Genomic DNA, 14,958 nt, shown 5'->3' with positions numbered 1-14,958 from the left:
ATGAAACAACAAGTACCCTATAAACCAAAGTATAAAGTCCGTATAGTAACCGCTGCATCATTGTTTGATGGGCATGATGCTTCCATAAATATTATGCGCCGTATTATTCAAGCTACAGGCGTAGAGGTGATCCATTTAGGACACGATAGGAGTGTAGAAGAAGTTGTAAATACTGCGATTCAGGAAGATGTAAATGCCATTTGTTTAACGTCTTATCAAGGTGGACATAATGAGTATTTTAAATACATGTATGATTTGTTGCAGGAAAAAGGTGCGAACCATATTAAGATTTTTGGCGGAGGCGGCGGTGTTATTTTACCTTCGGAGATTCAAGATTTAATGGATCATGGGATTACTCGTATTTATTCTCCCGATGATGGACGCGAAATGGGATTGCAAGGAATGATTAACGATTTGGTTAAACAATCCGATTTTGCAATAGGAGATGCTTTAAACGGAGAAGTTGATCATTTAGAAAAAAAGAACCCAAAATCTATTGCACGTGTTATTTCTTCTGCCGAAAATTTTCCAGAAATAGCTAAAGATACTTTAGAGAAAATTCATGCTAAAAATAAAGACTCTAAAACACCTGTTTTAGGGATTACAGGAACAGGAGGTGCTGGGAAATCTAGTTTAGTAGACGAGCTGGTTAGGCGGTTTTTAATTGACTTTCCAGAAAAAACAATCGGAATTGTTTCGGTAGATCCTTCAAAACGAAAAACAGGAGGCGCTTTGTTGGGAGATAGAATTCGTATGAATGCCATTAACTCCCCGCGAGTATATATGCGTAGTTTAGCCACACGTCAGTCTAATTTGGCATTGTCTAAATATGTAAATGAAGCAGTAGAAGTTTTAAAGGCTGCCGAATACGATTTAATTATTTTAGAAACATCTGGTATTGGACAATCTGATACTGAAATTATTGAACATTCTAACGTATCATTATATGTTATGACTCCTGAGTTTGGAGCCGCAACTCAGTTAGAAAAAATCGATATGCTTGATTTTGCAGATTTAGTTGCCATTAATAAGTTTGATAAACGAGGCGCTTTAGATGCCTTACGCGATGTAAAAAAACAGTACATGCGTAATAATAACCTTTGGGACGTTCCGCAAGATGAATTACCCGTTTTTGGAACCATTGCTTCTCAATTTAACGATCCAGGAATGAATACGCTTTACAAAGCGGTAATTGATATGTTGATTGAAAAGGCTGATGCAGATTTAAAATCAACGTTTGCTATTTCTGATGAAATGAGTGAGAAGGTTTTTGTTATTCCTCCATCAAGAACACGTTATTTATCTGAAATAGCAGAAACGAATCGTGCTTATGATCAAAAAGCAACTATTCAAGTTGAAGTTGCTCAGAAACTTTATGGTATTTATAAAACGATTTGTTCTGTTACTAATGTTACTTCGGGCGTAGTCGAAAGGTCTTTTATTGGGAAACTTGGATTAAATAATGATGAGATCCTAAAACAAGTTCAGGATGATAATAAGGACTTTGTTAAACTTCTTATAGCAGAATTCGATAGAGTAAAACTAAATTTAGATCCATATAATTGGGAAGTTATAATTGGATGGGACGACAAAGTAAATAAATATAAAAATCCGATCTATTCATTTAAAGTTAGAGATAAAGAGATAAAAATAGAAACACATACAGAATCTTTATCACATACTCAAATTCCGAAAGTAGCATTACCTAAATACCAAGCATGGGGAGATGTTTTACGCTGGTGTTTACAAGAAAATGTACCAGGAGAATTCCCTTTTGCTTCAGGGTTATACCCATTTAAAAGAACAGGAGAAGATCCTGCTCGTATGTTTGCAGGAGAGGGTGGGCCAGAACGTACCAACCGTCGTTTTCATTATGTAAGTATGGGATTGCCTGCAAAACGCTTGTCGACCGCATTTGACAGTGTAACACTTTATGGTAACGATCCAGATCAACGCCCAGATATCTATGGAAAAATAGGAAATGCAGGAGTTTCAGTGTGTTGTTTAGACGATGCTAAGAAACTGTATTCAGGTTTCAATTTAGCAGATGTTATGACCTCTGTGAGCATGACCATTAATGGCCCAGCACCTATGTTATTAGGATTTTTTATGAATGCTGCCATAGATCAACAATGCGAAATTTATATTAAAGAAAAGGAATTAGAAAAAGAAGTTGAAGCCAAAATTGCTACCATTTACAAAGGAAAAGAGCGTCCGAAATATAATGGCGAATTACCAGAAGGTAATAATGGCTTAGGATTAATGTTGCTTGGTGTTACTGGAGATCAAGTATTGCCTTTAAATGTTTATAACGACATTAAAATAAAAACCATAGCTCAAGTTCGAGGCACCGTACAAGCAGATATATTAAAAGAAGATCAAGCTCAAAATACCTGTATTTTTTCAACCGAATTTGCGTTGCGATTAATGGGAGACGTTCAAGAATATTTTATCGATAATAATGTTCGTAATTTTTATTCGGTATCCATTTCAGGGTATCATATAGCCGAGGCAGGAGCAAATCCAATCACACAGCTTGCCTTAACACTTTCTAATGGTTTTACTTATGTAGAATATTATTTAAGTCGTGGGATGGACATTAATAAATTTGGCCCTAACTTATCGTTTTTCTTTTCAAATGGGATCGATCCAGAATATGCTGTAATTGGTCGTGTTGCTCGAAAAATATGGGCCAAAGCCATGAAGCACAAATACGGTGCAAATGCCAGAGCGCAGATGCTTAAATACCATATTCAAACTTCTGGACGTAGTTTACATGCACAGGAAATAGACTTTAATGATATTCGCACCACATTACAAGCATTATACGCTATTTACGATAATTGTAATTCGTTGCACACAAATGCTTATGATGAGGCTATTACAACACCAACCGAAGAATCGGTGCGTCGCGCCATGGCCATTCAGCTTATTATAAATAAAGAATTAGGTTTGGCGAAGAATGAAAACCCGATTCAGGGGTCTTTTATTATTGAAGAATTAACCGATTTAGTCGAAGAAGCTGTATTGCTTGAATTTGATAGAATCACCGAAAGAGGGGGCGTTTTAGGAGCTATGGAAACCATGTATCAGCGTAGTAAAATACAAGAAGAAAGTTTGTATTATGAGACTTTAAAACATAATGGTGATTTTCCAATTGTTGGAGTGAATACATTTTTGAGTTCTAAAGGATCACCAACAGTGCTTCCAAAAGAAGTTATTCGAGCTACAGAAGAAGAAAAGCAATTTCAAATAAAAACCTTAGAAAATCTTCATAAAGCAAACGATACCGAAGTTTTACTAAAAGAACTACAAATGAAAGCTATACATAACGAAAATATTTTTGAAGCGCTTATGGATGTTTGTAAAGTATGTTCTTTAGGAGAAATTACAAGCGCTTTATTTGAAGTAGGGGGGCAGTATCGCAGAAATATGTAAGCAGCGAACCACTTTTTGCTTTTTTTGCAAAAAGTGTGTGAGTCGCTTATCCCGAAAGAAATAGAGGGATCTCATTATCAGAAGTTATGAATTTGATACCACTTTTGCTTTTTTTCAAAAAGTGTGTGAAAGTGTGATTCTAATTTTGTTGCACCTAAAGTATTTTATAAAATAGAAGGCGTCAACTTAATACTTTGGAACCAGTGTATATAAGCCTGTGTTCAAAAATTTAAATAGTCTAGTCTGTTTGCGATCAGATACTAAAGTGTTAGCAACCAAATACGCTGTAGTTTTTTAAACTTTTTTAATTCACTGCGTAAAATAGGTAGGAAATCTTTACCATTACTGTTAGAACGTTCTAAACGGTATGAGTTTTTATAAAGCATGTTGGTAAGGCGTTTAATCGAAGCTATATGCTTATATTTTCTTTCAGAATAACGTTCTAATTCTACATTTAAAATTTCTGGGGCTAACGATATGGATTGTTGTACAATATCACCAGAAAAATAAATGTTAGAATCTTCTGTGCCATCATTTTTTAAAATAGATAAGTCATCATTAAGATACCTGGAGATGCTTTGAGAAAGGGTAAAAATCTCCACAGCTTTTTTATAAATCGGTAACTCCGATAGATTTAATGGGGTATTAGATGACATATTATTTTCTTTTTCTTAGCTTTTTACCAAAATTACTCACAAGTAATCATATTTAACTTTAGGTTTTAAAGTAAAAGTGTATATTTACTTTAAATTTTAATTATTTATAGTTAAATTTCATTAAATGAATATTGATAGTCTTAATTGGAAGATTTTAAGATGTTTACAAGAGAATGCGCGCCTATCTAATGCCGAAATTGGACGCCGTGTAGGGGTCAGTTCTCCTGCGGTTTCAGAGCGTATTAAAAAGATGGAAGATTTGGGGATTATAGAAGGGTATAAAGCGATTGTTTCTCCGTTAGAAGTAGGTTATCAACTCAAGGCTATAATAACTTTGCGTGCTTTTATGGGAAAACTAAAACCTTTTTTAGAGAAGGTAAAAACCTATGATGAAGTTGTGAATTGTTATCGTATTACTGGCGACGAAAATATTGTTATGGAGGTGGTTTTAAAAAATCAAAAACATTTGGAATCATTTATAGATCAGTTAATAATTTACGGTGAAAGTAAAACACAAATTGTACTGTCTGATGTTGTAAAACAAAAGGAGATAAAATCGTTAAAATAAATTTATTAATAACTTTTTAGTTATGTAAAAAAACACTTATCTTTAATTTAAATAATTAAATTTATGAAAATAAAATATATATTTAAACCCGACGAAGATGACCAAAACTCTAATGATGATAATGATGGAAGAGTTAGAGATAATGATAATAATTGGGAGGATAGAAGTGATACACCAGATGTCGTGATTAAATAAGTAACATTATTAATCTTCCGATTATTATTGAAAGTGGTAGTAGAAAGAAAAGTTTAATTGCTATAGTTATCCTTTTTCTTCTTTGGTCATTTACTATATTGTTTTTGTCAATCCTTTCTTGGTATTTTTCGCACTCATTCAAAACTATATTTGCATATTGATTTTTAGGTTCAATACCTTCATTGAAGAATTTATCTTTAATAATATGTTTTGGTGGACTTCCTTTAACACCAATTTTGTCAAAAAATAAATTTTTGTATAGAACAATAATTATTGTTGAACATATTACTACTACAAAAAGAGCAATAATTTTAAGTTCTATATTATTTTTATCAAAATCTACAAAGTAGCCTATAGTTACTGTTAATATTGAAATTGCAATAGTCAACATTTGATTTGTTTTAGTTGAAACATTTTCGAAAGTTTTTACAGTCTCATCTAAGCATTCTTCTGATTGTTTTAACATTAACTGAATTGAATCTGTTGAAAGGTGTTTCCAGTTATTCAAATTTGCTTCCCACTTTTCCATTTGTTTATTGTTTAATTATTAAATGATTTACGTGATCTAAATTCCAATTAATCAGAATCTATTAAGCGAGTCTCTCGCCATAAATACGATTTATCCTCAGGTAATTGATTAAAAATGATACCTTTTTTCTGAAGATTGGAAACTAAGTCGTCAAGATTATCATCCTCAAAATAAATAGTAATACCATCACCTTTTGGCAATGTATCGACTTTATGAATTGAAAAGGTACTCTCGCCATCGGGGCATTCAAATCTTACATACCTTGGGGCTGCATCAACAATAAGATGCAGTCCCAAAGTTATATAAAATTCAGAGGCTTTTTCAACATCCAAAGATGGTATGGTTATTTGATTTAAATCCATAAGATTTCTTTTTCTTCCCTTTTTGTTTTTTCTTTAAGTTTCTTATTATAATTTAAGTATTGACCCAGTATAAATAATAAAAGGACACAAAGTGCTGCAAATAATGTGATAATATACCAGGTGTTATCAAATCCAAATGCATCAACCATTTGCAAACCTGAATTATGACCAAAAACATGTGCTATAGAAAACGCAATGCTATATAATGCCATGTATTCACCTTGATTGCCTTTTTTAGCTCTATCCATAGCGAATGCATTAGAAAAAGGAAAAGCTATCATTTCTCCAAATGACATTAATAACAGACCAATTATTAAAATGCCAGTCCAATTTGTAAAGTTTAAGATGATGAAACTTAAACCTATTAACAAAGCTCCAAAAAGCATGAGTCCTGATTTAGTGAAATTGGTGTTTTCTAACCATTTTATTAAAGGCATTTCGAATACAAAAATGAAAAACCCATTCATTCCTAAAAGAAATCCAATTTCAAATTCACTTAAATGATGCGCATCTTTATAGTAAAGAGGCATGGTTGAAAAGTATTGTAAAAACACAATACCAAAAAGCACCATAGCTACAAAAAATATTAAAAACGCTTTATCGCCATAAGCGGATTTCGGATTTTTTGTTTTTACATCATTTAATGTTTTTGCTTTTTTCGGATTTAAAACGTTTACTAAAACCAAAGTCGCTAAAATACAAGTAATACCATCTACCCAGAATAAGCCACCATAACTAAGCGTTGTAATAATGATGCCACCAACAGCAGGACCAGCAGAAAATCCAAGATTTATAGCCAACCGAATTAAAGTAACAGACCGTGTTTTGTTTTCTGGTTTACTATAGGCACTTAAGGCAACAAACATGGCTGGTCTAAACATATCGGCTATGGTCATCACTAAAAAAATGCCAAAGCAAAACCATGCGAATGTGTTTAGATATTGTAAAACAACAAATAGAACACCAGTGGCAAGCAAGCTAAATACCATGACTTTGTAATAACCGATTTTATCGGTTAATTTCCCACCTAACCAAGAACCGATTACAGAACCTAAACCAAAAGCACTCATAACCCAAGCCACATCATTTAAAGAAAAGTTAAGGCTCTTGGTTAAGTAAAGCGATAAAAATGGAATGACCATAGTGCCTGCTCTATTTATAAGTGTTATTAAAGAAAGCCACCATACTTCGTTTGATAAGCCTTTAAATGTGTTTAGGTAATTGTTAAATAGTGTTTTCATTAGTTCTAATTGTTCAAGTTTCTGTTTTACATATTTTGGTTTTAATTTCTGTTTGAGTTAGTTCAACTAATTAAATTCTCAAGTTTTACTAAAAATAAAAGGTCCGACTGTGAAGTCGGACCTTTATATATTGTAATATTTTATATTTATATCACCACAATATATGATAAGCCCAACCCTTTCTCTTTAGAGAGGTCCACTGCTTTCTATAAATTGTGACGCTACAACGCATTTTTTTATCTATTTTAAAGGCACAAAGCTAGGTAAAATATTCTTTAGTTGTATTTTTGAAATGAAAATATTTTAAATTTTTGAAAAACAGTTTATAATTCTGAACGCTTTTTAGTGTGAAAAAAGTAAATCTATATGGTTGATAATAAGTTGATTAATATTAAGAGTTTAAAGTCTCCAAAGGGCGTGTTTTTATTGGGACACTTGCCACAGTTTAATACCTATAACAAACATCAGGTTTTAGAACGTTGGGTAGAAGAAAGCGGCGAATTATTTAAAATACATTTTTTAGGAAAAGAATTTATAGTCTCTGCAAATCCTGATTTTAATAATAAAATGTTGAGACTAAGACCAGATACTTTTAAACGCTTTTCTAAAATTGATGAGGTTTTAAAAGAAATGGGCATTGATGGTGTTTTTAATGCAGAAGGAAGTGTCTGGAAGCGCCAAAGGAAACCAATAGCTGAAGCTTTAAGTGTGAAAAATGTAAAAGCATTTTATCCTATTATTTTAGATAAAACGAAAGCAATTCTTGAAAAGTTTAAGAACTATTCAGAAAAAGAAACGATTGTAGACGTCCAAAAAGAGTTCATGGCATTTACAATCGATATTACAACCGAAATCGCTTTCGGATATAAACTAGATACTATAAATAATAAATCGAATAGTTTTCAAAAACATTTAGAAGTCATTTTTCCAATGATAAATACGCGTGTTACAGCACCCTTGCCAATATGGCGGTATTTTAAAAGTAAAAAAGATAGAATACTAGATGATTCTTTGAGGTCTATAGAAAAAGTAATCTATGAGTTTATTGATGATGCGAAAAAGAGAATAGAAAAAAATCCTAGCCTAAAAACAAAACCTTCTAATTTTTTAGAAGCCTTATTAGTGGAAAACGAGGCTGTTAATTTTACAAATGAAGAAATTTATGGTAATGTTTTTACTATGTTATTAGCAGGGGAAGATACTACCTCAAACTCACTGTCTTGGGCTGTTTTTTATTTAGCGCAATACCCAGAAATTGTAAATAAAGTAAGGGAAGAAGCTAATATCGTTTATAAAACCGAAAAGGTATCAAGTACTTATGAACATGTAGAGTTATTAAAATATGCATATGCCGTAGCTCAAGAAACCATGCGTTTAAAACCCACAACGCCACAATTGTATTTAGAACCGAATGAAGATGTTGTTATTAACAATGTAGCTATACCAAAAGGGACAAGTATTATTTTACAAAATAAAGTAGCACAAACGCAAGAAGATCATTTTTCTAATGCTAATAGTTTTATTCCAGAAAGGTGGTTGGATCATGGATGTCCGATGCATAAAAATCACTCCCCGAATGTCATGCGAGCTTTTGGAGGCGGTGCAAGGTATTGTCCAGGAATGCAGTTAGCTAAAACCGAAATGATCGTTTTAATTTCTGCGTTGTGCAAACATTTTGATTTTAAATTAGAAGTAAAACCAGAAGACATTAGAGAGCAATTTGAGTTTACTATGTATCCAGAAAATTTAAAAGTAACTTTTAAATCTCTTAAAACCACAAAATAATATAAATCCATTTTGTAAATATAAAACCAACAAACATGAGAAGATTTTTAGCCTTATTCCTTTTAATATCTATAAGTAGTTGTGCTCAAGAAAAAAGAGCTTTAAAGGGAGAAACAGCGTTTCAAAAAAAAATAAATGCCGAATATAAAGATGTTACCACATCACCATTAAAAGATAAAGATAGAAAGCATTTTGAAGGCTTGGATTTTTTTAAGTTTGATTCTACTTATGTGGTTACGGCTGATTTTAAAAGAACTCCAAATGAGAAACCTTTTAAGATGAAAACAACGACTACCAGACTTCCTGAGTATGTAAAATATGGGGAGCTGACTTTTGAGTTAAAGGGAGGGCATTATAAATTAAATATATATCAGAATCAAGGTTTGAAAGAAAAGGAAGGTTTCGAAGATTATCTGTTTCTTCCTTTTTTAGATGAGACCAACGGATTGGAAAGTTATGGAGGTGGACGTTATATTGATACTAGAATTCCAGAAGGAGATACGATGGTTATTGATTTTAATTCTGCTTATAATCCTTATTGTGCTTATAATGATAAATACTCTTGTCCGTTAGTGCCTAGAAACAATTATTTAAAAATTAAGATAGAGGCGGGGGTTAAGGTTTTTGGGAAGCATTAAATAAGTTGTTATGATTTTGGAGTTTGTTTAAGGCCTTATTCTGTAGCAACATTTCTTTAAATAGTGATGCTATTCGCATTTATTTTGCCTTGACTGAGAACATAATCCACCCAAACTAATTCCAAAAACAAAAACTTAAACGTTTCTTAATTTGCTATTTTTTATAGACATCATTGCTGTGCATTCGTGCTTGTATTTCATCATTTATAAAAGCCTGTTTGTCAGTTTTGTCAAGTAGTCCATTATTTAATATATCTGAAAACCATTTAGAAAATACCTTAGCTCCTTTAAAATTTAAATGTTCTAAATCTCCAAATTCAGAATTGGTAAGAGGAAATTTTGAAAAATCAAGATATTCAATATTAGGATATTTTTCATTTCTTATCTTATTATAGAAAAGCTCATTTGAATATCCTGAATACTTTTTATGCATAGGGCTTCTTATTAATATTACTTTTTTTCTTTTTGCTTCACAATATTGAAGAATACGAGAAAGATAGTCAAGGTTGTATTCTGAAATACTCAATTTGTTTAATGGAGTTTTTTTACTTGTTATGCTATTAACCAAAGAATCTGTCTTATCTCTTTCTAAATATAAGTAGCCTCCAATTTTATTAGAATAGTCGAAATCCTGTTTCAATATACTATATGTTTTCTTTTTTAGAGCAAGAGAAAAGGAGTTTAAATAGCCTGTTGGATTATTTCTAGCTAGAATCAATTTATCTGAAATATTCATAAATGAAGAATATTGGGGATATCGAAAATTTATATATTTTTCAGCCCAAATCCATTTATTCATATTTTCATTTATTTGATTATTTGAATATTCAACGAATACTACTTTAATAGATTCATTTTGATCTATTACCTGTTTAAGTTTAAAAAACATATAATAATAGGATTCACCAGATTCAGCTAGATTTTTTAAATTTGTTATCATAGAATCATTGAACGAACACTCAGGATGTGAATGCCCAATAACTATATATTCTGGATCGGATTTTATTTTAAAATCGGAATATTTTCTTTCAATAAATGATAGAGTTATGTCTAATAGTACAATTGAACATAAGAAAATAAGTAGAAATAAAACTACATGTTTAATATATTGTTGCATAGTTAAAATTGAAAATATATAAATTCTTGTTGCTTGCCTTGAAAAATAAAAATCAGAAAACAGATTGATAAGTAAAGTCCCCATCGATAAATACGTTTCTCAAAATAACCAATATTTGAAATAGCATATTGTTCCTCTCTACCAAACCATTCAGTCAAGACAAATAACATAACAAGAATAATTATTATTAATGCCTTTTTTTCTTCATGTAAAATTGGAGTTTCAAAAAGGGATGTTGAAAAAATTTTGGATATGTAACTGAAAGCATGATCAATATTTTTTGCTCTGAAAAATATCCAAGCAAATGCAGTTAACCCAAAAGTTAGAAGCATTGAAGATAATTCTCTAATTGTAGGCAGAGACTTCCCCTGAGCAACTATTTTTAAATTATTTCTATTGTTATTTGTTAATAAGAGTGGTAGAAAATAGATAGCATTTAGAGTTCCCCAAACTATAAATGTCCAGTTAGCACCATGCCAAAAACCACTTATAATAAAGATGATAAATGTATTTCTTATTTTTATCCAAGTATTACCACGACTGCCGCCTAAAGGGATATACAGATAATCTCTAAACCAAGTAGAAAGTGAAATATGCCAGCGTCTCCAGAATTCAGCCATATCCCTTGAAAAGTAAGGAAATGCGAAGTTTTGTTTTAAATTAAATCCAAAAAGCCTGGATGTTCCAATAGCAATATCTGAATATCCTGAAAAGTCTCCGTAAATCTGAAAAGTAAAAAATAATGCACCTAAGACCAATGTGCTACCAGAATATTCATCTGAATTATTAAAAATCATATTTGCATACCTACTGCAATTATCGGCTATCACTATTTTCTTGAATAAACCCCAAAGGATTTGTCGCATTCCGTCAACAGCTTTTGAATATTCAAAAGTCCGCTTTCTGTAAAATTGAGGTAATAAGTGTGTTGCTCGTTCAATAGGACCAGCAACCAATTGAGGAAAGAAACTCACAAATGCAGCAAAACTAATAAGGTCTTTTGTTGGTTCAAGTTTTCGTTTGTAAATATCTATTGTGTAACTTAGAGTTTGAAAGGTATAAAAACTAATTCCAACAGGTAGGATTATGTTTAATGAGTTTGTATTAACTTCTGTTCCAAAGAAGGAAAACGCGGCTATAAAATTGTCAAGAAAAAAATTGTAATATTTAAAGAACCCAAGAAAACCAAGATTCATAATAATACTTGTCCAAAGGAGAATCTTTCTTTTAGTCTGATGGTTTTCTTTATTCAGTTTGTAACCTATTGAATAATCCAAAATAGTACTGAATAGTATTAATGACAAGAACCTCCAGTCCCACCACCCGTAGAATACATAACTACTAACTACTATAATGAAGTTCTGAAATTTTAGATTCCTATTTGCGAAAAACCAATATAGAAGAAAGACAACTGGCAGAAAAATTGCGAAGTCAATTGAGTTAAAAAGCATTCTGTCTTTCTGTTTGTTTTATGATTATTTGTTGTACAGTAATTCTTTTCTCAAAGTATGAGATAATGTTAAGATTTGGTTGCATTTGGACAAAGTATATCGATTGTTAAACAAAGTTAGTGTTCTTTTGTTATAAACTCAAAATTTCATTGCACCAAAGACATATTTAAAAATTCAACTACAAAACTAGTAATAGTATAGAAAATAAGGCATATGGTTTTCGTAACTAAAAGTTGAAAAAAGGTGAAACTGTCATAAAAACAAGTAGCTAAGAGTAGGAGCAGGTTTTATTTAAAATACAGTACAGATTTTTCATGGATTCTGAAAATACAGAAGAAGTTATCTAAAAAGTGTCATTCTGAATGCAATGAATAATCCCTTAAAGTTTTAATGTTTTTGATTTTTAGATGAATATAATTTTTCGCTTTGCTCTGATGACACTTTTTGGCTCCTCTTTTCTTAAGATCAATTATAGACTTCTCACACTATACAACGTTTTTATTCAACTGGAATACATATAAAGCAAGACCTTTGCAAAAGATAGTTCTAAACTTAATCTATCTTTTGCAAAGGTCTTAGATTTTACTTCACCAAAAACATACCCAATAATCACATTGTACAAGCGGTTTTTATCCCCCACAATATGATTATTAAAGATCTATTATGATGTAACTTCTATTCCTGATCCATTAACACCCCAAAGGAGTTTACCCATTGCATCAACTATTGCGATGGCATAGACATCTCTACTGGTACTGCCTTCAGGAAGAATGATAGATATACCTCCATAGCAACCTGTCGTTTTTGCAACATCACCTATAGTAAATCCGTTAGACCCACCTTCTGTTGAGGGATAAGGCATATTTAATATGGTTTTTACTTTTGATGGTACTGGGGTAGAAGTGTTTTTTTTACCATCGCAATCTATAGCCCATATTGTTTTACCAGTTTCATCTGCAATTACAAGAGGCCAGTTAGCACTGGTACTTGACGGTACAACAATCTTTAATGCGGCGCATATATCATTATTGGGATTATCACCAATAACATAACCGTTACTTCCTGTATCTGGAAAGTTAATATGCAGATTACATGAAGCTCCAGGGTTTGATATTTGAGGGGTTCCTTTAGTAGTATTAATATTTCCACTTGCATCAACGCCCCATAGATATTCTCCTTTACTATTTCCCACATTTATAGGATAGGCAGATGATGTTGAGGGAACTACAGAAAGAATTGCACTAGCATTTTTATTTATGGTTGAAGTGTTACCAATACAGAGACTACTTGTACCACTTTCGGTAGGGTAAGGTATTGTTTTCTTTACCACCGTAGCAATCTTCGAGTTAACGGGTATATTACTTGTGTTAAGGCTCGGGTGCTGACCATGGTAATCGAATAGGAGGGATACGTTTTTTTGAAAAACAAGAAGGTGTGTTGATCCTCCAAAATGGAACATGCCTATTTCTTTTCCTTTTGTAACGAGATCACTTACAGAAACAGTAACCTCACATGTAGCGCACTCTGCCATACCGATAGGAATAACACACATATCGCCTATAGCTGGATTATGAGCGGTAATTTCAATGATAGCTCTTGTAGCAACATTAGAGATGTAAGCTTGTGATTCATTCGGACCCGCATCATCTTCATTAAGAGGGTCTAGCGGTAACATTTCTGAATAATAAGTACTATTAAATGGTGTCTGACTTACGGTATCATAAACTGTTTTAACAGTGCCATCTACAGGACTGTGCCAGCGGTGGAAACTCTCTGCACTTAAAAAAGCTTGATAGATTGTTCCTCCTTCGTATTTATCTGTTAAAGGCGTATTACCATTTGTTTCGTTAAATATGTTTTTTAATGAGTAAGGTTGCCCCTTAACCCAGAATTTTTCAAGTTTCTTAACATTATATGCCACTCTATATGGTCCAGACTCGCATGCGTTTGAAATAACATGTTCTCCAGTTGCTATAGGGCGTACTCCAGGCTTGAATTTTCTTGTAAAGAAGTCATCCCAGCTTGTAAAACCATAGTGAGGATCATTAATATTAGGGCATTGAAACGCAGCAATGAATGCGGTTCTTGCTTCTGTTGGTTTTCCATCATAATTGGTACCATCGTTTAAGGCATTGGCCATGGATATCATGGCTTTATCACTTAACCAGTAATATTGATTATCACTAAAATGACCAGGATAACCTGTAACCAACGCGTTGCTATTTAATACAGCCGATTTAGAAGGGGTACTTTTTAGGTAGGCACCCCAATCATTAAGTACTTTATTAAAGTGTTCATTTACACCGTTGTCTAAGAAAAATTTATGCCCCGAATTGGTTCCCATAGCCCAGTCAAGTAAGGAATTAATGGGAAATCCAACACAACCAGACTCGTTAAAAGTTTGAGTCATTGTCATTATACCATTAAGAAGGGGAATAAATTCACTCCAACTCTGTAACTCAGTACCGTAAATGCTGTTTTTGTATTTTGCAGGAACTTCTGTAAACATGTCATTGGACCATGTGTTTATTGTCGGATTGCCTGTTACATAGGCATTAAGGGCTACAATATTAGGAGTCAAACTGGTTGGGTTTGATGCTACATACGATTTTATACCTTTAATATGGTTTCTGATTAATTCGTAATCGGCAGGCAACCACCTACCTACATTGAATTGATGTTTTCTCTCTCTTGTTGTTTCCATTGTTTTAAGAATAAGATTGGGGGTTAATTTGAATTCTAGTTGTCTTTTTTTATTAGTTTTTTCATCTTAGATAGTCTGCAAACGGGTTAGTTTGTGTTATTTATAACGGTTTGATATGAAATCGTTTTAATACAGAAATAAGTTCAATACAAGTTTTTTTACCTTCTAAAACTAAACGAATTTAGTTTATTTGTCTTACAAAAACAAGTTTAATGTAATTAAAAGATTACTTATTAGTATGGTTTAATTAACAATAATAATTGACAATTATATA

The 14,958-nt window shown here is 32.2% G+C and carries 12 protein-coding genes; 5 read left to right on the top strand and 7 right to left on the bottom strand.

Translation table 11 applies throughout. The features are described from left to right. Positions 1-3,438, top strand: coding sequence for a methylmalonyl-CoA mutase family protein (locus tag Q4Q40_RS07395; protein WP_303301146.1), 3,438 nt, complete (start codon positions 1-3; stop codon positions 3,436-3,438). Between the two features lie 260 nt (positions 3,439-3,698). On the opposite strand, the gene Q4Q40_RS07390 is transcribed toward Q4Q40_RS07395, so the two are convergent. Further along, entirely contained in the window at positions 3,699-4,094 is a 396-nt protein-coding gene (locus Q4Q40_RS07390; RefSeq protein ID WP_303301145.1) for a hypothetical protein, read from the bottom strand. 124 nt (positions 4,095-4,218) lie between these two features. Between Q4Q40_RS07390 and Q4Q40_RS07385 the strand changes: the two genes are divergently transcribed. Next, entirely contained in the window at positions 4,219-4,662 is a 444-nt protein-coding gene (locus tag Q4Q40_RS07385; RefSeq protein WP_303301144.1) for an Lrp/AsnC family transcriptional regulator, read from the top strand. Positions 4,663-4,725: 63 nt separating this feature from the next. Beyond that, positions 4,726-4,857 carry a hypothetical protein gene (locus Q4Q40_RS07380; RefSeq protein ID WP_303301143.1) on the top strand — a complete coding sequence of 44 codons (132 nt, stop codon included), beginning with the start codon at positions 4,726-4,728 and terminating at the stop codon, positions 4,855-4,857. Here Q4Q40_RS07380 and Q4Q40_RS07375 read toward each other — a convergent pair. The 3 genes from Q4Q40_RS07375 to Q4Q40_RS07365 are packed head-to-tail and all read right to left on the bottom strand — an operon-like array spanning position 4,850 to position 6,989. Then, positions 4,850-5,386, bottom strand: a complete 537-nt coding sequence (locus Q4Q40_RS07375; RefSeq protein WP_303301142.1) for a hypothetical protein — start codon at positions 5,384-5,386, stop codon at positions 4,850-4,852. The two genes, Q4Q40_RS07380 and Q4Q40_RS07375, sit on opposite strands and share 8 nt — an antisense overlap. Before the next feature lie 47 nt (positions 5,387-5,433). Further along, positions 5,434-5,748 carry a VOC family protein gene (locus Q4Q40_RS07370; RefSeq protein WP_303301141.1) on the bottom strand — a complete coding sequence of 105 codons (315 nt, stop codon included), beginning with the start codon at positions 5,746-5,748 and terminating at the stop codon, positions 5,434-5,436. Beyond that, the gene (locus tag Q4Q40_RS07365; RefSeq protein ID WP_303301140.1) at positions 5,739-6,989 is read right to left on the bottom strand and encodes an MDR family MFS transporter; all 1,251 of its coding nucleotides are present in this window, start codon (positions 6,987-6,989) and stop codon (positions 5,739-5,741) included. The genes Q4Q40_RS07370 and Q4Q40_RS07365 overlap by 10 nt, the downstream gene beginning before the upstream one ends. Positions 6,990-7,355: 366 nt before the next feature. Between Q4Q40_RS07365 and Q4Q40_RS07360 the strand changes: the two genes are divergently transcribed. Together Q4Q40_RS07360 and Q4Q40_RS07355 are read left to right on the top strand one after the other, a co-directional pair. After that, complete coding sequence (locus Q4Q40_RS07360) at positions 7,356-8,774, top strand: cytochrome P450 (protein ID WP_303301139.1); 1,419 nt, start codon at positions 7,356-7,358, stop codon at positions 8,772-8,774. Between the two features lie 35 nt (positions 8,775-8,809). Beyond that, positions 8,810-9,412: a DUF1684 domain-containing protein gene (locus Q4Q40_RS07355; RefSeq protein ID WP_303301138.1), complete on the top strand. Its 603-nt coding sequence runs from the start codon at positions 8,810-8,812 to the stop codon at positions 9,410-9,412. 154 nt (positions 9,413-9,566) lie between these two features. On the opposite strand, the gene Q4Q40_RS07350 is transcribed toward Q4Q40_RS07355, so the two are convergent. The 3 genes from Q4Q40_RS07350 to Q4Q40_RS07340 form a co-directional block, all read right to left on the bottom strand. Then, a complete protein-coding gene (locus Q4Q40_RS07350; RefSeq protein WP_303301137.1) occupies positions 9,567-10,352 on the bottom strand; it encodes an LB_356 family protein in 786 nt (261 codons plus the stop codon). A 179-nt stretch (positions 10,353-10,531) separates the two neighbouring features. After that, entirely contained in the window at positions 10,532-11,980 is a 1,449-nt protein-coding gene (locus Q4Q40_RS07345) for an MBOAT family O-acyltransferase (RefSeq protein WP_303301136.1), read from the bottom strand. 661 nt (positions 11,981-12,641) lie between these two features. After that, a complete protein-coding gene (locus Q4Q40_RS07340; RefSeq protein ID WP_303301135.1) occupies positions 12,642-14,684 on the bottom strand; it encodes a phosphatidylserine decarboxylase family protein in 2,043 nt (680 codons plus the stop codon). Positions 14,685-14,958 lie beyond the last annotated feature (274 nt).

This window comes from Flavivirga jejuensis, from assembly GCF_030540765.1.
GTDB lineage: Bacteria > Bacteroidota > Bacteroidia > Flavobacteriales > Flavobacteriaceae > Flavivirga > Flavivirga jejuensis.
Note: the sequence above shows the minus strand (reverse complement) of the source record. Positions and strands in the feature narration are given on the sequence as shown.